Raw genomic sequence first — 21534 nt, 5'->3', positions numbered from 1 at the left:
TAGACTGTCGGATTGGACAACTCGCGGTAGCATCACACTGAGATGAACTGGAACGATGCATGTGCAGAACTGACCACGCTTGCGAGTGCGAACGCAGCAGTGGACGTCAACGGGGTCGAGTACGACTCGCGCCGGGTGCAACGAGGCGACGTGTTCGTAGCGATGCGTGGCGGGAACGCCGACGGAAACCGATATATTGACGCAGCCCTGACACAAGGAGCGGTCGCGATCATAACCGATTCGCGTGACGCCTTCGACCGTGTGCGGCGCGAGCATCCCGCTGTGGGAGCAGCGCTCGTGCAACATGGACGCCGTGCGCTTGCTGAGATCAGTGCATCCGTGATGGGGCATCCTGAGCGCAGATTGGCGCTCAGCGCGGTGACGGGAACGAACGGCAAGACGACCACGGCCTTTTTGCTGGAGTCCATGCTTCGAAGCGCAGGCCGCACTTGTGTGCTCATCGGAACGGTCGAGACGCACGTGGGCGACGAGGTTCGTGGATCACCCCACACTACGCCAGAGTCGCGCGATGTGCTGGAGATATTCGGCGATGGCGTCAAGGCGGGCGCGACAGAAGCCGTCATGGAAATGTCGAGCCATGCGCTCGACCAGGAGCGCGTCTGGAGGTTGCCTGTGGACGTGGCTATTTTCACCAACCTCACTCAGGATCACCTCGACTATCACGGCACAATGGAGAATTACTTCGCGGCCAAGGCAAAACTATTTGCCGGGGTGGGTACACCGCCTCCGCGAATAGCTGTGCTTAATGCAGACGATTTCCATTTTGCAGACTTCAGTGAGGCGGCTCGCGATTCCCGACTGATGACGTATGCAGTATCGAACCACGTCGCAGAATATCGAGTTGAGGATGTACAGATTCTTCCAGAGGAGACACGATTTCGTTGGGTAACGCCCGGAGGCTCAGTCCCCATACGGTCTCCGCTGACTGGCCGGGTAAATGTGTATAACCTGTTGGCTGCTTCCTGCGCAGCGTTGGCTCGTGGTTTGACAATGGAGGAGATTGCTGTTGCTGCCGAGGGGCTAAAGCAAGTTCCTGGGCGCTTTCAGGTAGTTCCTGCCGGCGAAACGGGTATCACGGTTGTGGTCGATTACGCTCATACTGACGATGCGCTACGCAATCTAATAGCGCTTGCCCGTGAACTTGTAAGAGATCGCGGAGGTCGTGTCATTACGCTCTTCGGCTGTGGTGGCGACCGCGATCGCACGAAGCGCTCCAAGATGGGGCGTGCCGCCAGCGAAGGTAGCGACCTAGTGGTATTGACCAGCGACAATCCGCGTAGCGAAGATCCAGATGCGATCATCACAGAGGTGCTGACTGGCGCTCGTGAAACAAGCACGGATTGCATCGTCGAAGCAGACCGCGCTGCTGCGATCAGTCGTGCAATTCATTCCGCCAAGCGTGGTGATATTGTTTTGCTCGCAGGAAAAGGACACGAAAAGGTTCAAATATTAAGAGAGAAAACTGTACCGTTTGACGATGTAGTTGTGGCTGCCGGGGTTCTCAAGGAGATGGCATGCGGCTGACGTTGGGGCAGATTGCGGACTGGATTCATGCCGACGGCGAGTTTGATACCGCGGCCGAAGCATTGGGCTACAGCATCGACTCGCGCACTATCGGTGCAGGCGAGCTGTTTTTTGCCGTCAAGGGCGAGCGACTCGACGGCCACGACTTCGTGGCATCTGCGATTGCTAACGGAGCAGTCGCCGCTGTCGTGAGCAATCGATGGCTAGTTCCAGCAGAGATCGATGAGGCGCGGTTGCTGAAGGTCGCCGACTGCGAAGACTGCGTACTCCATGCATTACAGGCGCTGGCACATGCCGTGCGACGCGACTGGGGTGGGCGCGTTATCGGTGTGACAGGTTCAGCAGGAAAAACGACGACGAAGGAGGCGATCGCACAAGTTCTCTCTACACAATTCAGAGTGCTGAAGTCCGCGGGCAATCTGAATAACGCCTTTGGAGTACCGTTGCAGATGCTTCGCCTCGAACCCGAACACGAGGTTGCGGTGCTTGAAATGGGCATGAACCATGCAGGAGAGATTACTGCATTGGCGAAGATCGCAGAACCAAATTGGGCAGTGGTCTCGAACGTCGGTCCGGTTCATCTGGAATTCTTCCCCGATGGCATTGCCGGAATTGCGCGCGCCAAGTACGAACTAGTCCGGGCACTGCCTCCGGACGGTATCGCTGTACTGAATTTCGACGACAAATACGTGGCGTCCTTCGCGCGGGGTATGGGTTCGCGTGCCGTGCTTTACGGACTGCATGTAAGCGCGGAGGTGAGAGCAGTGGAGGTTCAGGACCTGGGAAGCGAAGGGGTCGCATTCACCGTCGAAGCTCACAACGAGCGAGCGGAAGTGCGACTTCATCTGTTGGGGCGACACAACGTTCCGAATGCATTGGCGGCGATTGCAGTAGGGCTCCGCAGCGGAATGAGACTGGCAGAATGCGCGGAAGCTATAGGCAGTCTGCGCGCCGGTGACAAGCGTGGAGAAGTAATTCACTGGCACGGAGCCACGTTAATAAACGACTGCTACAACTCGAATCCACGTGCGCTGGATGCCATGGTAGATGCTTTGGTGACGATGCCAGGCAAGCGACATATCGTTGTCGCAGGTGAAATGCTCGAACTTGGCCCCGAAGCTGAGCCGCTCCATGCTCTCTGTGGGGGTAGCATGAAGCAGCATGGCGTGAACACTCTGATTGGTGTTCGCGGAATGGCCAGGGCGATGGTACAGGCCGCGCATGCAAGCGGCCTCGAGGCTCATTTCCTGGAGACCCCGCAGGCCGCCGGTGAATGGATGAGAGAGCATTTGCAACCTGGCGATGTCGTGTTGCTTAAGGCATCACGTGGTGTGAAATTGGAAAAGGCATTGGCCGAGCTTCCCGAGTGAAGGTGGTGGAATGCGACTTGGTTCACTGTGGAAATGCAATAACCACGCGCATTGCGGCCTGTTAAGATAGCTGAAGTTTGTGACGTTCCTGGCGGTTTCTAGTTTGGACTTCTTGCTTTGGATAACTCATTTACCAGTTCACTCTGAATCGAAGGCGGAGACGTTTTGCTCTATTGGCTGCTGTACCAGAAGTTATTTCCTTACTTCCGGCTCTTTCGCATCTTTCGCTACATCACGTTTCGCACTGTGTTTGCGAGCCTGACAGCGCTGCTAATCGGCCTGCTGATCGGCCCTTACGTGATTGAGAAGCTGCGAGAGTTCCAGATCGGCCAGTACATCCGCGAAGAAGGACCCCAGTCACACCAGAAGAAGAGCGGCACTCCAACCATGGGTGGGGTCCTCATCTGCATCTCCATTTTTGTTCCTACGCTGCTGTGGTCCGATCTGTCGAACCCGCTGGTATGGCTGGTTATGCTGTCTACGTTGGCCTTTGGCGCAATTGGCTTCGCTGACGACTACATCAAGGTGGTTCATCGCCGCAACCTTGGCTTGACGGCGCGTGCCAAGCTCGGCCTGCAACTGCTAGCCAGCTTTTGCGTGGCTCTGGTACTCATAAGAATGGAATTGCACGGCATGTATTCGACAAAATTGATTGTGCCGTTTGCGAAGAACTTCCGTCCGAACCTCATCATCGATCACCTGCTGCATGTGCCACACCTCTGGTGGCTGGCGTTCCTGCCATTTGTCATTTTTGTAATGCTAGTCATCTCGTTTTCTAGCAACGCCGTCAACTTGACCGACGGGCTGGACGGCCTTGCCATTGGCTGCACCATCATTGCGGCTGGCGCACTCACGGTACTTACCTACGTTAGCGGGCATGCCGTCTTCAGCGACTATCTTGAGTTGCAACGTATGCCGCTGGTCAGCGAACTGACAGTCTTCTGCGGCGCGATGGTCGGAGCCAGCATTGGTTTTCTTTGGTACAACGCCCATCCGGCAGAAGTCTTTATGGGTGACGTCGGCAGCCTTGCGTTAGGCGGTGCGATCGGCACGCTGGCTGTGGTGATCAAGCAAGAATTGCTGCTGCCGTTCATCGGAGGAGTGTTTATTCTTGAGGCCCTCAGCGTCATGCTGCAGGTTGGCAGTTACAAGCTGCGCAATGGCAAGCGTATCTTCAAGATGGCTCCATTGCACCATCACTTCGAATTGATGGGATGGTCGGAGTCGAAGGTGATTGCGCGTTTTTGGATCATGGCTCTGGTCTTTGCACTGTTCGCCTTGACCACGCTGAAGCTGCGGTAGCTTGAAGAGGAAAGATTCAGTCATGATGGATTTGAAGAACAAACGAGTACTGGTTGTTGGATTGGGCAAATCCGGGCTTTCAGCAGCGATGTTTCTACGCAAGTTGGGCGCGCGTGTCACAGTCAGCGATACGCGCAGCGCAACTGCTTTGGCTAAGGAGACACCTGCACTGCTCGATGCCGGGATCATGGTCGAAGCGGGCGGTCACGGGCTGCTGACCTTTCGCCGTCAAGATTTGATCGTCGTCTCGCCTGGAGTTCCTATGGACACGCCAGAGGTGAAGCAGTCACTCGACTATGGCATGAAGGTGATCGGCGAGTTGGAGCTGGCTTCATGTTTCCTCAAAGGACGTATAGTGGCAATCACTGGCTCAAACGGCAAGACAACCACTACTACATTAGTTGGCAAGATATTTGCCGATGCAGGCGGACCCACACAGGTTGGCGGCAACATCGGCGTGCCGGTCATTGAGCTGGTTGAGAACAGCACGCCCGAGACCACCAACGTTCTCGAAGTCTCCAGCTTCCAGTTGGAGACGATCGAAGAGTTTCATCCGCATATTGCCGTGGTCCTCAACATCACGCCGGACCATCTCGACCGACATGGCAGCTTCGAAGCCTATGCAGCTGCTAAGGCGCGTATTACCGAGCGGCAGGAGGCGGATGACTTTCTCGTACTCAACGGTGAAGATAAGGCTACACAGATGGTCGCCGCCAAAACTCGCGCGCAGGTCTTCTGGTTTAGCGGACGAAGGCCCATCAAGCAGGGTGCGTTCGTACATGGCGACAGTATTTTGTTCATTCCTCGTGAGAGCGCCAAAGCTGAGCCGGTGATGCCTGTCTCGGAGATTCATCTGAAGGGATCGCACAATGTTGAAAATGTGCTTGCGGCGGTGTGCGCGGCGCGATTGGCAGGCATTCCGGCAGAGAAGATTCGTGCCTCAGTGGCTTCGTTCAAAGCGGTAGAGCACCGGCTGGAATTTGTTCGAACGGTAAACGGAATTGAGTTTTATAACGACTCGAAGGCGACCAATGTGGACGCTGCGATGAAGGCGCTCGCGTCCTTCCCTAAAGGAATCCACCTAATCCTCGGGGGTAAGGACAAGGACTCCGATTACACCACGATGTCCGACATGTTGCGCGAGCGGGTGAAGGCTGTTTATTCGATTGGTTCTGCAGCGGAAAAGATTGAACGCCAGTTGCAGGGAGTCGTGAAGATGGTTTCAGCAGGAACGTTGCAGGCCGCAGTCAATGAAGCTGCGAAGGCCGCGACCGCTGGTGAAGTCGTGCTGCTGTCGCCCGCCTGCTCGAGCTTCGATCAGTTTGATAACTATGAACACCGCGGGCGGATGTTCCGGCAGTTCGTCAACGATTTGGCGTTGACATAGAAGGATGGCATGGCGAAGAGGGTAGGGGTGGACAAATGGCTCTTCGGAGTTGTGCTGCTGCTGGTGCTGTTCGGGCTGGTGCAGGTCTTTTCGGCATCGGCAGTCGTCGCGCAGGCTAACCTGGGATCGCCATACTCGTATGTATTGCGCCAGGCCATCTGGGCTTTCTTCGGGTTGCTTGTGATGGTCGGATTGATGCGGGTAGACTACCGCGTCTACAACAATCCTCGCGTGGTTTTTCCGGCAGTCACCATCACCATGTTGCTGCTGGTTGGCGTTTTTGCTATGAGCGGTATGAATGGCGCGCACCGCTGGATTCGCATTGCAGGCACGACGCTTGAGCCTTCCGAGCTTGCCAAGCCGGTATTGGTGCTCTTCCTTGCTTACTTTCTTCAGACGCGGATCCACCAGATGGACGACCTGAAAGGGACGATCCTTCGGGCTGTCGCCGTGCCGCTCCTCTTTACCGCGCTCATCTTGTTGGAACCGGACCTGGGTACGGCGGTCGTCTGCGTCGCCGTGACGGCACTGATGCTATATCTGGCTGGGCTACGGGTGCGGTACTTTGCGGTTGCGGCGATGTTTGCCGCTCCGGTGCTCTACTACATGCTCTTCCATGTGGCGTTCCGGCGGGCGCGGATGCTGGCTTTTATCAATCCTGAAGCCGACCCGCGCGGGACCGGATTCCACATCCTGCAGTCGCTGATTGCGGTGGGGACGGGGGGTGTCTTTGGGCGAGGGTTGATGGAGGGAGTGCAGAAGCTCTTCTATCTGCCGGAGGTGCAGACGGACTTCATCTTTGCGAACATCTGCGAGGAGTTGGGGCTGCTGGGTGCGATTCTAGTGCTGGGGCTCTTCGTGGCGCTGGGCTATCGGGGGTTGCGGGCGGCGTTTCTGTCGACTGACCCGTTCGCGCGGTTCCTGGCGTTCGGGTTGACGACAGCGATCCTGATCCAGGCCTTCTTCAACATGAGTGTGGTGCTGGCGCTGCTGCCGACGAAGGGGATTCCGCTGCCGTTTATCTCTTCGGGTGGGACGTCGATCTTCATCACGCTGGCGTGCATGGGCGTCCTGCTGAACGTGACGCGCGAGATCGAGTGATGCGGGTTTTGATTGCGGGCGGCGGTACGGGGGGACACGTCGTTCCGGCGCTGGCGATTGCACGGGAGTTGCGGGACTCGGCTGGGGCCGAGGTGCGGTTTGTGGGGACGGCGCGGGGGTTGGAGACTCGGCTGGTGCCGGAGGCGGGGTTTCCGCTGGAGTTGATTCGGGTCGGGCAGTTGAAGAACGTCTCCGCCGTGACGCGGGTGCGGACGTTGGCGGATCTTCCGCTGGGGGTCTTGCGGTGCGTGGGGTTGCTGCGGCGGTTCCGGCCGGATGTCGTGGTCGGGGTTGGGGGGTATGCCTCGGGACCGGCGATGATGGCGGCGGTGCTGCTGGGGGTGCCGACGCTGGCGTTCGAGCCGAACGCGGTGCCGGGGCTGGCGAACCGGATGGTGGGGCGGATGGTCTCGGCGGCGGCGGTGAACTTCGAGGAGTCGCGGCGGTACTTCCGGAATGCCCAGGTGACCGGGACTCCGGTGCGGCCGGAGTTCTTTGGGATTGCGCCGAAGGAGGCTGGTGGGCGGAGGCGGCTTCTGGTGTTCGGGGCGAGCCAGGGGGCTAGGGTGTTCAATGAGCTGGTGCCGAGGATTGCGGAGCGGCTGCTGGGGGAGTTTCCGGACCTCGACGTGGTGCACCAGACGGGGGCGCGGCATGGGGAGTCGACGGCGGAGGCGTACCGTGCGGTGGGTGGGCCGTTCGAGCGGGTGCGGGTGACTCCGTACCTGGACGACATGGCGGGGGAGTTCGCGGCGGCGGACCTGGTGGTGTGCCGGAGCGGGGCGAGTACGATGGCGGAGCTGGCGGCGGCGGGGAGGGCGGCGGTGCTGGTGCCGTTCCCGCAGGCGGCGGACGACCACCAGAGGAAGAATGCGTACGCCTTCGTGGCGCGGGGTGCGGCGGAGATGGTTGTGGAGCGGGAGCTGACGGAGGAGCGGCTGCTGGGGGTGCTCCGGGGGCTTCTCGGGGATGATGCGCGGCGGGCTGCGATGGGAGAGGCGGCTCGGGGGTTGGCGCATCCGGATGCGCTCGGGCGGATTGCGGGGATGGTGCGGGAGCTGGCTCGGTGAGTACCCCCCCTACCCCGTACTTTGTTGGGTAAAGTCTTCAATTGGCTGGCTTTATCGCGTGGCCGATTTGTAAAGTCTTCATTTGGCATGGGTTGTTCGTAAAGTCTTGATTTTGCTTTGGTTGCAAATGCAAAAGGCTCCGGAAAATCCGGAGCCCTGGTCTTTTCTTGTCTATTTCTATTGTCGCAGAATTGGAAAAACTAAACCGCCACGTTTGCGAGAGAAATATCTCCTTTGCTATCTGGCGGTTTGAGAGTTTTCAGCAGGTTTGGGGGCTTGACAGAGTTTTCCCCCATTCATGCGGCGATTCGCATGAGTGGGGGAAATGTTTCGTATCGACGATAGCGATTATCGGCTGCGTCTGCGACGGACGAGGTCGCCAAGAGCGGCACAGCCTGCGCTCATGAGCCAGACTGTGCCCGGTTCAGGAACAGTGCTGGGACTGGACCAGCCACCTGTGAAGTTGACGGTATCGCCCTCGCTTCCGCTGAAAAGTATGTTCAGAAAGTAGCTTTGGCCGGGACCCAGCGTGACGCCTGGAAGCGCGTCGAACGTAATCGTGTCTCCGCCGTTGCTGATGGTAGAGGTCCATAGGTAGGGTAAATATGCCCCGGTAGTTCCCGTGCAAAGCACAGTGCCGCCATACGCGCCGCCGCCGCAGATGGTCCCGAGGTCGTCGATGACGACGCCTTGCGGAAGCCCGGTAAAGGTGATGCTCAGGTCTGTGATGTTGCTTACAGAGCCGGACCAGGCAAGGACTCCTTGATTGAGGCCGGGCGATCCCCAGGAAGTCGTGCCGCCACCGTTGGCGACCCACGGTTCGCCGGGAGCGATGGTTCCGCTGGACCCTGAGCCGCTGAAGGGGATCACGATAGAATCCGCCTTCGCAAGAGCCGCGAAGGAACAGAGAACGAGAGCCACGAGTAACTTGTTCATGGAGTGCTCCTTTACCTAGTTAGAGAAATATCGAGGAGATGTAAATGGATGGTTCACTATGCAATGGAGCAACTGTGTGGCCATAGGTATCGGGCTTGTGGTGTATGGCAAGAGAAGGGGTTACAGCGAGGGCGTTCACCTGCTCCACACTCCGTGTGCAGCGCTTTGCGCTGGGATAAGAACTGGGTTCCTCATTTTGCCTGCGAGGCTGGGGATGCTGCTGTGGAATGGAAATGTGGCGTAGTGGAGGGTTTGCAGACGGCAGAGTTATTCGACCCCACCCATGTCGCGGTGAGGCTGCGGCTTCCAGCGAAAGACACAGTCGGCGAGTTTTTAGCAGAACCGTACCTGGGGCTTTGTCCAGGCTGGTATGAAGCGGGCCTTTGGCCCTTGGTCCCAGGGGCTGAAGCCCCTTTTTTTTGCGGCTGGTTGTTGCCCGGACTGAAGTCCGGGCCTATCTCAGGAGCAACGGCAAAGGCAACGACAAGGGCAAACGACAGGAGCAACGACAAGCGGTTCGCGCGGAGCGCGAATGAACCCAGGCTTCAAAGACGAGACCCTTCGACAAGCTCAGGGCAGGCTCTGGGGCACCCGTACCCGCGCCCGCAAGAAAGAAATGCAAAGCAGGTCCTCCCGCTTCCCACCCCAGCGAACAAGCTCGCCGGAGACCCCGGATCGCGGAAGGATGACAATTGTTTGGTCAGGGTCTGCTCTCTGCGCTGCATTTGGCATGGCTATTTGATGATGGCGTTGTAGCCGTCGGCGGCGAGGCGGTTGCGCATGGTGGTGGCGTCGGCTTTGGTGGCGTAGGGGCCTAGTTGGACGTGGAGGAGCTTGTCCTGCGGGGTCTGGCGGATGGTGGCGTTGTAGCCGCGCTTTTTGAGGGCCTGTAGGAGGAATTCGGCGTCCTGCTTGTGGGAGACGGCTGCGACCTGGACTACGGTGGTGCCGGTCTTGTCTACCGCGACAGGGGCGGGAGCGGATGCACGGGCCAGCGAGACGGGCTTGAGCGTGGGAGCCGGTTGGTTCTCGATGGGTGCGGCGGCCTGGGGCTGCGGGGCTTCGGACTGTGTGGGCTGGCTGGCCGGCTGGGTTTCGGTGGCTGTGGTGTCCGGTGTCTGCGCGGGTTCGGCGCTGGCGGGTGAGGGTTTGGCCTGGCCGTCGCCTTCGAGCGTTGAGGATGGAGTGGTGGCTACGGGTGCGGGTGTCTGGCGTCCGCGCATGGCGTAGCCGAAGCCGAAGCAGGCGGCGCAGATGAGCGCGAGCAGAAAGAAGATGCCGATGATGGAGGTGGCGCCGAGGGATATCTCGCGGTCTTCTTCGGGGGCGTCTTCGAGTTCGTCGTCGTAGCGGCGGGGCATGGGCGGGTCCTTCTGATTTCAATTCAGACGGCCCCGATCATCTACGCTTTGTTTTCTTCCGCGGGTTTATCGCCTGTGGAAGGGGCCAAAGATTTGTTTAGCAGGTTCATCAGCTCCATTGGAAGGGGAAATACGATGGTCGTATTCTTCTCGACACCTATCTCGGTGAGGGTCTGGAGGTAGCGGAGCTGGAGGGTCATGGGTTGGGTGGCCATGGCTTTGGCGGCATCAACGAGTTTGGCGGCGGCGTCGAATTCGCCTTCGGCGTGGATGATCTTGGCGCGGCGCTCGCGCTCGGATTCGGCCTGCTTGGCCATGGCGCGGAGCATGGACTCGGGCAGATCGACCTGCTTGACCTCGACGGAGACTACTTTGACGCCGAAGGGCGAGGTGTGGCCGTCGATGATGGTCTGGATGCGGGAGTTGAGCTGGTCGCGGTGGGAGAGGAGCTGGTCGAGCTCGACTTCGCCGAGGACGGAGCGCAGGGTGGTCTGCGAGAACTGCGAGGTCTGGTAGATGTAGTTGGCGACTTCGATGACGGCTTTGGTGGGGTCGACGACGCGGAGGGTGATGACGGCGTTGACCTTGAGGGTGACGTTGTCGCGGGTGATGATGTCCTGCGGGGGGACCTCCATGGCCTCCTGGCGGAGGGAGACGCGGACGATCTGGTCGAGCGGGCGGAAGACCCAGATGACGCCGGGGCCTTTGGCTGCTTCGCGCACGCGGCCGAGGCGGAAGATGACGCCACGCTCGTACTCCTTGAGGATGTTGATGGAGTTGAGGAGGTAGAGCAGGATGATGGCGATGACGATCAGTTCGGGGATGGGCATGATTTTCGGTGGGCCTCGGCGCGCGGGTTTGTCCGCCGATTGATTGTAACGCGGTGGCGGTGGTGATTCGCTATGCGGTGGATTTGTGCGCGGAACAGCGGATTCCTCTCGCTTCGACTTCGCTCAGGTGCGGAATGAAATGCGAAAGGCTGTGGCTGAAAGGGTTTGAAGATATGGGCGGTATTGGCGGTGTCGGGGTCCTTCGACTCCGCTCCCTGCGGTCGCTTCGCTCAGGATGACGGCTTTTTTCTTACGATTGCAATCTTCGCTCAGGATGACGGCCTTTTCCTTACGATGGCAAGCTTCGCTCAGGATGGCACTGTTATTTGTGCGCGAACTTCAGGGACAAGGGTCAGTCGGCTTCGGCGAGGGAGAACTTGTGGCGGACGTCAGAGCCGCGGACCCAGAAGATGACGTCTTCGGCGATGTTGGTGGCGTGGTCGGCGGAGCGCTCGAGGTTGCGCGAGACGATGATGGCTGCGAGCGCCTGGCTGCTGATGGATGGATGGTTCTGCATGAGGCCGACGAGGTCGGTCTGGACGATGCGGTTGAGCTCGTCGACTTCGTCGTCCTGGGTGAGGACGGATTCGGCGAGGCGCGCGTCGGCTTCGACGAGTGCCTGGACGGCGGTGCGGATCATGATGCCGACTCGCTCGCCCATGTCGCGGAGGTTGGTCATGTCGATGGGCAGGTCGGAGGTGGGCTCGTTGAGCGGCTGGGCGCGGGCGGCGATGTTGCTGGCCTGGTCGCCGATGCGCTCGAGGTCGCTGTTGATCTTGATGATGGAGAGGATGAAGCGGAGGTCGATCGCCATGGGCTGCTCGGTGGCGAGGAGGTCGTAGGCCATCTCGTCGACTTCGCGCTCGGCGGTGTTGATGGCATCTTCGATCTCGCGGACATGCTCGCTGAGGGCGGTGTCGCCGGTGAGGCAGGCTTCGACGGAGAGAGCGAGAGCCTGCTGCGAGAGCGCGGCCATGGCGAGCAGCCTGTCTTTGAGGATGACGAGTTGTTGTTGAAAGTAGATGCGAGGCATCGGGGAGTTTCCTCGTTGTCTATTGTGACGCAGGGACGGTAAAGGGAGGATGTATTTTTGCGGGGGTGTCTGGGGAGGAACAGGGTTTGGCTGCATTGCGGGGCGCCTGGGCTGCGCCTTCGACCCGCGGCGATGCTTCGTGGCCGAAATGGGTGACCTGTATGGGTGACCGATGCGGTCTCGGGGTCCTTCGACTTCGGCGGCAAAAGCGCCGCCTTCGCTCAGGATGACGGCTTGGGTGATCGTTGCGGGAGCACGGCGCTGCGGAGAGAACGGTCCTAATACAAAAGGTATTGGGTGCGCTTTTGGCTGAAGGTAGTGAGGGCGTCGGTCCAGGCAGCGGCGATCATGCGGGGATCTTCGTCGTTGGTGAGGGCTTGCATGGTTTGGGCGTTGGCTACGAGGTGGGAGGCTTTTTCGAGGGGGAACTGCGGGTAGAGGTGGTGGAGGGCGCTGAGGACTTCGATGCCGAGCTCGGGGGAGTCGAGTGCGGAGCGGTCGGTGATGGTGAAGGAGATGCCGGAGATGGTTTTGCCGTGGCCGGGGTAGTGGTTGGAGTTTTCTTCGACGTGGAAGGTGGTGGGGGCGAAGGTGACGCCGGGGATGTGGCGGGCGGTGAGGTAGGCGGCGAGCTGGGTGCCGTCGATGTAGGTGGCGCCGATCTGCTCGAAGGGCTTGTCGGTGCCGCGGCCGACGGAGACGTTGGTGGCGTCGAGGAAGCCAAGGCCGGGGTAGAGGATGGAGGCGTCGAGAGTGCGGAGGTTGGGGCTGGGGTTGGTCCAGGGGAGGTGGGTTGCGTCGAAGTAGTCGGCGCGGTGCCAGTTCTGCATCTCGACGACGGTGAGCGGGGCTTTGATGGTGGTGTGGACGTTGGAGTTTGCGGTGGTGGGGATGAGGCGCTCGGAGTTGAAGTAGCGGGCGAGCTCGCCGATGGTGAGGCCGGGGCGGACGGGGATGGGCATGTAGTTGATGTAGGACTCGGAGCCGGGGTCGGAGACGGGGCCCTGGACTTCGGTGCCGCCGATGATGTCGGGGCGGTCGAGGACGATGATTTCAAGGTTATGCCCGAGGGCGCGCTGGTGTGCGGCGGCTTCGAGGAAGTAGCCCATGCAGGTGTCGTAGGTGTAGAAGCGGACGCCTGCGTCTTGCAGGTCGACGACGACGGCGTCGAGGTTGCTAAGGTCTTCTGGGCGCGGGTGGCGCTGCTCGGGCTTGGCTCCGTAGAGGCTGATGATGGGGAGGTGGGTGGTGGGGTCGGTGTCGTTGGGGATGTTGGTGGAGTCTTTGGCGCCGAAGAGTCCGTGCTCAGGCGAGAAGAGTGTGGTGAGTTCGACGCCTGGGACGGCTTTGGCTGCGTCGTTGTAGAGGATGTCTACGGTGCGATGGCCGTGTGAGTCGAGGCCGGATTGGTTGGTGAGCAGACCGAGGCGGAGATGGCCTCCGTGGCGGGCTTCGGCTTCGCGGAGTGCGCTGAAGTGGGTGGATTCGAGGACGTCGATGCCGGTTTGGGTGGGACCTGCTTGATTTGAATTGCTGAGGCCGAGGGCCTGGGCGGCGGCGGTGGCGACGGCTCCGCGTAGGGCTGAGATGGAGGTGTGGCCGTGTGGGTGGACTGCGTTGGCGAGGATGATGACGGCGGTGTCGCTTGCGGGGTCCATCCAGAGTGAGGTGCCGGTGAAGCCGGTGTGGCCGAACGAGCCGATGGGGAAGATGGAGCCGCGTGGGCGCGAGAAGGCGGTGTTGATGTCCCAGCCATAGCCGTGTACGGCGACGCCTTTGGTGACCTGGCCGTCGGGCGTGAAGATGGTGGCGGTGTCTTCGGCAGTGGCGGGCTGCTCAGGTGAGGTCATGAGCTTGAGGGTGGATTGCTTGAGCGGAAATGGGCCGGTGTTGTCGAGGAGTTTTTCAAGCAGCGCGTTGGCGTAGAGCGAGACGTCGTGCGCGGTGGAGAAGACTCCGGCGTGGCCTGCGACTCCGCCCATGCGGCGGGTGGTTGGGTCGTGGACGGTGCCGCGGGTGAGCATGTTGAAGTGTGGGTTGGTTTCGGCGTTGCCCTCGTCGTCGTGCGTGGTGGGGGCGACGTTGGGGACCCAGTCGAGTGCGTTCCATTGGTCGCCGTGGCAGGGGCCGCCTTCGTCCGTGGGGATTTGCGCGGGCAGCGTAATGGCCGCGCCGACGATGGTGTAGGGGCCGCAGGCTTTAGCGATCGGCAGGTAGCGTGTGTGCGACATGCCGAGGGGTTTGAAGATGTGTTGCTCGGCGTAGACGTCGAGTGGTTCGCCGCTGAGTTTTTCGACGAGCGCGCCGAGGGTGATGAAGTTGATGTCGGAGTAGACGAACTTTGTTCCGGGAGGATTGGCGAGTGGGGATTCCATCGCGCGCTTGATGCCTTCGGCTTTGTCTGGCTTGCTGAGGCCCCAGGGGTCTTTGAGTGAGATGTCGGGCGGCAGGCCGGAGTAGTGCGTGAGCAGCTCGCGGATGGTGACGTGCTCCTTGCCGTTTTGAGCGAAGGCTGGGAGGTATTTTGCGACGGGGTCGTCGAACTGGAGCTTGCCCTGTTCGTAGAGCTGCATGATGGCTGTGGCGGTGGAGAGGCATTTGCTGAGCGAGGCCATGTCGAAGATGGTGTCTTCGGTCATGGGCTCGGCTGCGGTGCTGCCGTTGGGGCTGAGTTCGCTGGCGACCTTGCGGTCGCCGTAGGCCTGCTCGAAGACCTGGTGGCCGTCGTGGTCGATGAGGACGACTGCGCCGGGGAGACGGTGCTCGGCGATGCCTTGATTGATGAGGGTGGTGATTTGGGAGAAGTCGGGTTTGGCGGCTGTGGCTGAAAGGGGTTGAGCGGTTTGGGCTGGACTGGCACTCTCGGGGTCCTTCGACTGCGCCCCGTTCGACTCGCCTACGGCTCGCTCAGGGGCTCCGCTCAGGATGACAGGCTGATGAATGGCGAGCTGATGAGTGGCGAGCTGGGGAGAAGCAGATTCCTGCCCCTTCGACAAGCTCAGGGCACGGAATGGAAATGCAGAGAGACAGAAGAGGATGACTGCGGCGGTGGCTGCTGTTTTCGTCCGTGGCTTTGTGCGGAAGATGAGGCTGGCGAGTGAGCCGATGGTGAAGGTCACGATTGCTCCTATGAGGACGTACCAGGTGTAGGCGATGTGCGGGATGGTGATGAGGCCGAGGTGCGCGGGGAAGTCTCCTTGCCAGAGCCAGACGTTGAGAGCGAAGCCAACGATCATGCCGATGATAGCTCCGGTTTGCGTGGCGTAGCGGGCGATGGTGCCGAGGAGAAAGACTCCGAGCAGTGCGCCATAGGCTACCGAGGCGATGGAGAGGCCGATCTCGACGACGTGGCCTTTGCCTCCGGCGTAGAAGCAGTAGACGGCGATGGCGCAGAGGACCAGGGCCCAGATGACGGTGGAGGAACGGGAGATCAACATGCGCTCGCGCTCGTCTGCGTTGGGCCTGAGGTGCATGTAGAAGTCGACGACTGTGGTGCTGGAGAGCGAGTTGTATGCTGCGCTGAGGTTGGACATGGCCGCCGCGAGGATGGCGGCGACGAGAAGACCGGCGATGCCGATGGGCATCTCCTGGACGATGAAGGTGGGGAAGATACGGTCGGCACTACTAAAGGTGGCGGGGTGCAGGCCGTAGAAGACGTAGAGGCCGGCACCGATCAGAAGGAAGATGGCGAACTGGACGAAGATGACCAGGCCGGATGAGATCAGGGCGAGTTGCGACTGGCGCAGGTTGCGGGCGGCGAGCATGCGTTGCACCATGAGTTGATCGGTGCCGTGCGAGGCCATCGTGAGAAACGTGCCGCCGAGGACGCCGGCCCAGAAGGTGTAAGTCTCGGTGAGATTCATGGCGAAGTGGAAGAGATGGAAGCGGCCTGCGGCTCCGGCGACGGCGTGGATGGTGTGCCAGCCTCCGGGGACGTGGGAGCTGAGGGTGAAGATGGCGACGAGCGTGCCGCCGAAGTAGATGATCATCTGGACGACGTCGGTCCAGATGACGGCTGCCATGCCGCCTTCGAAGGTGTAGAGCAGCGTGAGGGCAGAGATGAGCAGGATGGAGATGAGGTCTCCGGTGCCGATGGCGATGGCGACGACGATGGAGACGGCGAAGACGCGGACGCCTTCGGCAGCGGCGCGGGTGGCGAGGAAGAGTCCGGCGGTGACTTTGTGCAGCGCGGGGCCGAAGCGATGGTCGATGAGCTGGTAGGCGGTGTACATCTCGCCCTTGAAGTATTTGGGCAGAAAGAGGAAGGCGACGATGGTGCGGCCGATGACGTAGCCGATGACGAGTTGCAGGAAGCCGAAGTCGCTCATGAAGGCGAGGCCGGGGATGGAGATGATGGTGAGGGTGCTGGTCTCGGCCGAGACGATGGAGAGCATGATGGCCCACCATGGGATGGTCTGGTCGGCGAGGAAGTAGTTGCGCAGCGAGCGGGAGCCTTTGTCTTTGCCGCGGAAGCGTAGGCCGAAGAGCGTGATGCCGATGAGGTAGACGGCAATGAGGGCGAGGTCCACGGTGTGGAGTCGCGTGGGAAGCGCGGCTGCAAGCATAGACGAGAGTGTATCGGGTTGGCGGGGGTTCTGGCAGTGAGGGGCGGTCACTTATGATGGAAGGCTATGGCTCTTTTTCTGGCGATTGATTCGGGTGGGACGAAGACGCGGTGCGCGGTGGCGGATGAGACGCGCGTGCTGGCGAAGACGACGACAGGCAGCGTGAAGCTGACGCGCGTGGGTGAAGAAGAAGCGACGAAGCGGCTGCGGGCGATGCTCAGCGAGGTTGCGAGTTCCGCGGGTGTGGATTTGCGTGATGTGACGCGGACGTGCGCGGGGCTTGGCGGGTTTGGGATTGACGCTGTGCGCGAATGGGCGGAGCGCGAGTTGAAGAAGGCTGCGGGCGGCGATCTGGTGTTGTGCGGCGATGAAGAGATTGCGCTTGATGGGGCGTTCAATGGCGGCACGGGGATTTTGGTGGTCGCGGGGACGGGCACGATTGTGATGGGGCGCGCTGTTGAGCGGGCGACGGGTGAGATTCACAAGTTCATCTCGGGCGGCTGGGGACACGTGCTGGGCGATGAGGGCAGCGGCTACTGGATTGGGTTGGAGGCTCTGCGCGCGGGATTTTGGGCGAAGGATCGCGGAGTGCCGACGACGCTGTTGGAGAAAATTGGCGAGTTCTGGGGCGGGATTTCGCTGGGCGAGATTGTGGGCAAGGCAAATGGGATTCCTGCTCCGGACTTTGCGACGCTGGCGCCGGTGGTGTCGAAGTGCGCGCAGGATGGTGATGATCTGGCGCTATCGCTGCTGCAGCGTGGTGGCGAGGAGTTGGGTGATGTGGTGTCGATTGTTGCGGTGAAGATGCGCGAGTTTACGGGCGGCGGCGAGGTGGGTGTCGCTTATACGGGAAGCGTGCTGGAACATATCGCTCCGGTGCGAGAGGCGATGGCGAGGACGCTGAAAGGGGTCGCTCCTGAGGTGCGGGTGCTGGAGTGTGCGGCGGATGCTTTGGAGGGTGCGATTTGGCGGGCGCGCAATGGCTAGGCGTTGAGGTAGAGGAGCCGCCCTCTATTTCGCTACGCTCCGGTTGAAACGATCATCATGATGGTTCTTAAAAGCAGACGCCCCAACCGCAAAGTTGGGGCGTCTGTGTTTCGTTGATGGTTGCGTTTAGAAGTAGTACTTGAGGGCGACTTCGATGACTCGACGTCCGATCTCGTAGTACGGCTTGCCGGTGGTGGTGATGTTGGTGTTGGACCCGCCGCCTGGGCAACCTGCAGTCGCGCCATTTGTCGCGCAGCTCATTTGCAGGTTGATGTCGTTGGCAAGACCAAACTGCGACAAGGGATGGTTGATGAAGTTGAAGGCCGAGGCGCGGAACTGTACGTGCTGGCTTTCGGTGATCTTCAGGTCCTTGAACATCGCGATGTCTGTGTTGAAGTAGGCCGGTCCCTTGATGTAGGGCCAGACGGCGGGGCCGTTCTTGCCGAGCGTGGTTGGCGTCTCGAAGCAGGACGGGTTGAAGTATTTGCCTCCGCCCGTGCCGTTGCGCGGATCGCAGGTGAGGTATGGCGAAAGAACCAGCGAATCGGTGCCGAGCAGGTAGGCATTGCTGACGCCGTTCCAGGTGACGTTCATAGTCCCGCCGGTGTTGGGCTGGAGTGGAGCGCCGGTCTGGAATTGGAGATCGCCGGAGAGCTGCCAGCCGTTGACGACGGTGCGCTCGAGCAGGTTGGCGTTGTTGATGCCCGGCAACTGCACGTAGTAGGTGCCGTTGATGATGTGGGTGTGGTCGTAGGACAGAGGGCCGTAGTTGTTGCGCAGAACGAAGGCGTCGATGGAGGTGCCGTCGCCGTTGCCGTTGTCGCTCTGGCCGTCACGGATGCCCATGACCTTGCTGAAGGTGTAGTTGATGAGGAAGGTCGCTTTGCCGGTCTGCTTCTGCAGGGCGGCAACGAGGCCGTTGTAGTTGGAGTAGCTGCCGTGCTGGATGAGGTTGAGTACGCCGTAGTTTGCGTACGGACGGTAGCCGCCATAGTAGTTGCTGGCAGGCGTGGCGCAGGTGCCGGTAGCGCAGGACTGCTGCCAGTAGTTGACGCCGGTGAGGGCATCGGTGCCGTAGAGTCCACCGATGGGGATCTTGTTGATGTTGGCGTAGAAGGACGGTGTGGTGCCGTTGCCGGTGAGCAGGGCATTGGCGGTGTGGTTGCCGATGTACTGAGTCTCAAAGACCATGCGGCCTGGGAGTGTCTTATCGATCATGAAGTCCCAGTTCATGGTGTAGGGGCTGGCGTCGTCGCCCTGTTTGATGAGATCGACACCGGAAGGGCAGGAGGAGTTGGTAGCGCACCAGGATCCTGCTGAAGGAGCGAAGGTCGCCAACTGGGCAATCGAGGTAGTGGACGGGGTGCTGATGCTGTTCACGTTCAGCGCCGGGTTGAGCGCTGCATCGATGTCGCCTTCGGAGAACTGCCAGCGATAGATGCCAAAGCCTCCGCGAAGGACGGTTGAGCCGTCGCCCCACATGTCGTAGGCGCCGCCGAAGCGAACGTCAGGATAGAGAAGCTTCGAGGTGAAGCCGGACTGCGGCACGGAGCTGTCGATCTGATGCCAGACGGCGCCTGTCCAGGTGGGTGCGTTGGCGGTGTTGTCGTACTTGGACGGATCGAAGATGGCAAGGCCGGGGCCCGAGGTTGGATACCAGTTGCCTTCGTGCTCGAGGCGGATGCCGTAGTTGAACGTCAGCTTGCGGGCAACGTGCCACTGGTCCTGTATGTAGGCGGCCCACTCGTGGAAGGCCATGTTGTGCACGGGAGCGTCAGAGTACTGGCTGATGCCGTCGGTGTGGCCGATGAGGAGGTCAGCGAGTGGATTGTTGGTGGTGTAGGTGCTGTAGTTATCAAAGTCAATCGCGCCCTGGGTCCAGTTGCCGTAGCCGGTGGTCTGGGTCTGGAAGTTCTCGTCCCAGAAGACGCCTGCCTTGAGGCTGTGGCGGCCGAGGACGCGGGTGAAGTTGTCCTGCAGCGACCAGATCTTCTTGATGTTGCCGTAGGCGTTGCCGAATGCCTTGATCGATGGCGGAGCGTAGAGGCCAGGGAAGCAGCCGTTGTCGTTTCCGGTGTTGCAACCCCAGCTGACGAGATTGGGGATCTGGTCGAAGGAGTTGACCTTGGAGGTGTCGAACGGAGCTGCCGTGGTGTATCCCGCGGTGGAGGCCGTCATTGCCGATGGGTTGGTGAAGGCGGGCGGGAAGGTGAAGTAAGTGTAGGCGAAGCTGGCTTCGTTAGTAGTTTCTGCACCGAAGACGTGGACGTAGTTTGCTGTCCAGAGGTTGGCCTTGGTGGTCGCGTTCATCTGCGAGGGAAGAGGCGAGGCAAAGCCGGGGTCCCACCAGATGCCGAAGTTGTTGATGTCAGCTTCATTCTGCTGGGTGTAGACGACGGAGAGCTTGTCATTGACGGTGGGATCGTAATCGCCACGGAGGCGCAGCTCCCAGCGGTTGACTGGAGGAGCATCAAGGAAGCGGAAGTTATAGCCATTGTGCGTGGCTGGGTCGATGTTGGGCGGGTTGATCTTGTTGAGGTAGGTCATGAGCGCGCGGCCGTCTGCGTCCCAGTAGGAGGAGGGAATCTGGCCATTGGCGAACATGTTCTGATTCGCGCCGCCGCTGGGGCAGAACGAGGTCCAGTTTGCTGCGTTGGCGCAGGGTACCTGAGCTGTAGGCCACCAGGATGAGCCTGCGGTTTGCGCACCGGGGAGCGTGGCCGCGCTGAAGTCGCCGTTGATCATGTTGGTGGTGGGCGTTACCAGATAATGCAGCGTTGGGAAGGGGTTCTGGAGCATCTTCTCGAAGCCTGCGAAGAAGAAGAGCTTGTCGCGGTTGCGGTTGAAGCTGGTGCCGGGGATCAGCACGGGGCCGCCGAAGGTTGCGCCAGGATAGATCTGGTGGTCCATGGGGCGGATGTTCGAGCCGGAAGATGCCTTGTAGTAGGCGTCGTTGGCGTTGGCCTGCCAGTTGCGGAGGTAGGTGTAGATGTCGCCGTGGTAGCCCTGGCCGCCGGATTTGCTGGTGATTTGAATGATGGTGGGGCCGCGTGGAGTGTCAGCGCCGAAGGCCGCGTTGAGGTAGGTGAACTCGGCGGTGGTGTCCTGGTTGACGTTGGCGATCTGCGTGCCCTGGTTGCCGACGTCGACGAGGCTGGCGCCGTCGAGGGTCATCTGCATGCCGCCGTAGGGCTGGGTGCCGCTGGCGGAGAAGGCGCCGATGGGGCCGCTGTTTGTCTGAGTGGTGAGGCTGCTGAACTGTGTCTGGGTGAGGCCGGTGTTCATTGCCATGCCGGGCATGAATTTGACGAGCTCGGCGGCGTCGCGACCCTGGATCGAGAGGTTCTGCACGAGCTTGCTGCTGAGGGTCATCGAGCTTTCGCCGGTGTCCAGAGGAATGACCGCGGCCTGTGAGGAGACGACCTCAACGACGGCATTGGAAGAGGAGACCTTGAGGGCGATCGAGGGAAGATTGTGGTTCTCGCCCAGGTGCATGATGATGTCGGTTGCAACGTAGGTGCTGAAACCGCTTGCGCTGATGGTCAGTTTATAGGTGCCGGGTGAGACGGCGGCGAAGTTGAAGAAGCCGCTGCCGTTGGATACAGAGGCGCGTTTGTCGCCGGACTGGGTGTTGACGAGGACGACGCTGGCGTTGGGGACGACAGCGCCGGTCGTGTCCGCAACTGTGCCGGAGATGGTGCCGCCGGATGATTGCGCGAAGAGTGTGCCGGGGGTAAGACAGAGAACAAACATGACGCAGGCAAAGGCGAGCGCCCATGACCTGAGCCATTGGGACCCGTCCTGCGCCCAGAGGGTGAATTGGGATTGTTGCTTCATTGAGCCTCCTGAGTTAATTTGGGCAAAATGTGTGCCTGGATGCGGCCGGCAGAGCCGTTATGTGATTGTTTTTGCTTGGTTTACCGGCCAGTGTTGTGATAACGTAAACATAAAACACCGCATGTTACGCAGAGACGCGGCGATTCAGCCCGCAAATCTGTATCTGCTAGGTTTCCCTTGTAAAAATCGATTTAATAAAAGAGACGAGCT

General features: G+C 60.4%; 13 protein-coding genes. 7 read left to right on the top strand and 6 right to left on the bottom strand.

All coding sequences use genetic code 11. The annotated features are described in order from the left end of the window. Positions 1 to 42: 42 nt before the first annotated feature. From IEX36_RS08180 to murG, 6 genes are all read left to right on the top strand, one after another. Positions 43 to 1545: a UDP-N-acetylmuramoyl-L-alanyl-D-glutamate--2,6-diaminopimelate ligase gene (locus IEX36_RS08180; protein ID WP_188758854.1), complete on the top strand. Its 1503-nt coding sequence runs from the start codon at positions 43 to 45 to the stop codon at positions 1543 to 1545. Next, positions 1536 to 2915, top strand: a complete 1380-nt coding sequence (locus tag IEX36_RS08175) for a UDP-N-acetylmuramoyl-tripeptide--D-alanyl-D-alanine ligase (RefSeq protein WP_188758852.1) — start codon at positions 1536 to 1538, stop codon at positions 2913 to 2915. The genes IEX36_RS08180 and IEX36_RS08175 overlap by 10 nt, the downstream gene beginning before the upstream one ends. A 165-nt stretch (positions 2916 to 3080) precedes the next feature. After that, positions 3081 to 4217 (top strand): phospho-N-acetylmuramoyl-pentapeptide-transferase, encoded by a 1137-nt coding sequence (gene mraY / locus IEX36_RS08170; protein WP_188758851.1) that lies wholly within the window; start codon positions 3081 to 3083, stop codon positions 4215 to 4217. A 25-nt stretch (positions 4218 to 4242) separates the two neighbouring features. Next, positions 4243 to 5604, top strand: coding sequence for a UDP-N-acetylmuramoyl-L-alanine--D-glutamate ligase (gene murD, locus IEX36_RS08165; RefSeq protein ID WP_188759894.1), 1362 nt, complete (start codon positions 4243 to 4245; stop codon positions 5602 to 5604). Between the two features lie 9 nt (positions 5605 to 5613). Continuing rightward, entirely contained in the window at positions 5614 to 6705 is a 1092-nt protein-coding gene (gene ftsW / locus IEX36_RS08160; protein WP_188758849.1) for a putative lipid II flippase FtsW, read from the top strand. Continuing rightward, complete coding sequence (gene murG / locus IEX36_RS08155) at positions 6705 to 7775, top strand: undecaprenyldiphospho-muramoylpentapeptide beta-N-acetylglucosaminyltransferase (RefSeq protein WP_188758847.1); 1071 nt, start codon at positions 6705 to 6707, stop codon at positions 7773 to 7775. The genes ftsW and murG overlap by 1 nt, the downstream gene beginning before the upstream one ends. Before the next feature lie 348 nt (positions 7776 to 8123). Here murG and IEX36_RS08150 read toward each other — a convergent pair whose 3' ends face one another. The 5 genes from IEX36_RS08150 to IEX36_RS08130 form a co-directional block, all read right to left on the bottom strand. Next, the gene (locus tag IEX36_RS08150; protein ID WP_188758845.1) at positions 8124 to 8711 is read right to left on the bottom strand and encodes a PEP-CTERM sorting domain-containing protein; all 588 of its coding nucleotides are present in this window, start codon (positions 8709 to 8711) and stop codon (positions 8124 to 8126) included. Positions 8712 to 9445: 734 nt separating this feature from the next. Next, positions 9446 to 10072, bottom strand: a complete 627-nt coding sequence (locus IEX36_RS08145) for an SPOR domain-containing protein (protein WP_188758843.1) — start codon at positions 10070 to 10072, stop codon at positions 9446 to 9448. Between the two features lie 41 nt (positions 10073 to 10113). Further along, positions 10114 to 10902 carry a slipin family protein gene (locus tag IEX36_RS08140; protein ID WP_188758842.1) on the bottom strand — a complete coding sequence of 263 codons (789 nt, stop codon included), beginning with the start codon at positions 10900 to 10902 and terminating at the stop codon, positions 10114 to 10116. Positions 10903 to 11254: 352 nt separating this feature from the next. Next, the gene (phoU, locus tag IEX36_RS08135) at positions 11255 to 11935 is read right to left on the bottom strand and encodes a phosphate signaling complex protein PhoU (RefSeq protein WP_188758840.1); all 681 of its coding nucleotides are present in this window, start codon (positions 11933 to 11935) and stop codon (positions 11255 to 11257) included. Between the two features lie 278 nt (positions 11936 to 12213). Beyond that, entirely contained in the window at positions 12214 to 16500 is a 4287-nt protein-coding gene (locus IEX36_RS08130) for a sodium:solute symporter family transporter (protein WP_188758839.1), read from the bottom strand. 66 nt (positions 16501 to 16566) lie between these two features. Here IEX36_RS08130 and IEX36_RS08125 point away from each other — a divergent pair, with 66 nt between their 5' ends. Then, positions 16567 to 17487 carry an N-acetylglucosamine kinase gene (locus IEX36_RS08125; RefSeq protein WP_188758837.1) on the top strand — a complete coding sequence of 307 codons (921 nt, stop codon included), beginning with the start codon at positions 16567 to 16569 and terminating at the stop codon, positions 17485 to 17487. A gap of 126 nt (positions 17488 to 17613) precedes the next feature. On the opposite strand, the gene IEX36_RS08120 is transcribed toward IEX36_RS08125, so the two are convergent. Continuing rightward, positions 17614 to 21324 (bottom strand): carboxypeptidase-like regulatory domain-containing protein, encoded by a 3711-nt coding sequence (locus IEX36_RS08120; protein ID WP_188758836.1) that lies wholly within the window; start codon positions 21322 to 21324, stop codon positions 17614 to 17616. Positions 21325 to 21534 lie beyond the last annotated feature (210 nt).

Source organism: Edaphobacter acidisoli (assembly GCF_014642855.1).
Classification (GTDB): Bacteria; Acidobacteriota; Terriglobia; order Terriglobales; family Acidobacteriaceae; genus Edaphobacter; species Edaphobacter acidisoli.
The sequence above is the reverse complement of the archived record's forward strand: the minus strand, read 5'-3'. Positions and strand labels throughout refer to the sequence as shown.

What these genes read in the sequence shown, in the direction of transcription:
- murD (WP_188759894.1), top strand. Translation starts at nt 4,243, where the DNA reads ATGGATTTGAAGAACAAACGAGTACTGGTTGTTGGATTGGGCAAATCC.
- murG (WP_188758847.1), top strand. Translation starts at nt 6,705, where the DNA reads ATGCGGGTTTTGATTGCGGGCGGCGGTACGGGGGGACACGTCGTTCCG.
- IEX36_RS08180 (WP_188758854.1), top strand. Translation starts at nt 43, where the DNA reads ATGAACTGGAACGATGCATGTGCAGAACTGACCACGCTTGCGAGTGCG.
- IEX36_RS08120 (WP_188758836.1), bottom strand. Translation starts at nt 21,324, where the DNA reads ATGAAGCAACAATCCCAATTCACCCTCTGGGCGCAGGACGGGTCCCAA.
- IEX36_RS08140 (WP_188758842.1), bottom strand. Translation starts at nt 10,902, where the DNA reads ATGCCCATCCCCGAACTGATCGTCATCGCCATCATCCTGCTCTACCTC.
- IEX36_RS08175 (WP_188758852.1), top strand. Translation starts at nt 1,536, where the DNA reads ATGCGGCTGACGTTGGGGCAGATTGCGGACTGGATTCATGCCGACGGC.
- IEX36_RS08150 (WP_188758845.1), bottom strand. Translation starts at nt 8,711, where the DNA reads ATGAACAAGTTACTCGTGGCTCTCGTTCTCTGTTCCTTCGCGGCTCTT.
- IEX36_RS08145 (WP_188758843.1), bottom strand. Translation starts at nt 10,072, where the DNA reads ATGCCCCGCCGCTACGACGACGAACTCGAAGACGCCCCCGAAGAAGAC.
- IEX36_RS08125 (WP_188758837.1), top strand. Translation starts at nt 16,567, where the DNA reads ATGGCTCTTTTTCTGGCGATTGATTCGGGTGGGACGAAGACGCGGTGC.
- ftsW (WP_188758849.1), top strand. Translation starts at nt 5,614, where the DNA reads ATGGCGAAGAGGGTAGGGGTGGACAAATGGCTCTTCGGAGTTGTGCTG.
- phoU (WP_188758840.1), bottom strand. Translation starts at nt 11,935, where the DNA reads ATGCCTCGCATCTACTTTCAACAACAACTCGTCATCCTCAAAGACAGG.
- IEX36_RS08130 (WP_188758839.1), bottom strand. Translation starts at nt 16,500, where the DNA reads ATGCTTGCAGCCGCGCTTCCCACGCGACTCCACACCGTGGACCTCGCC.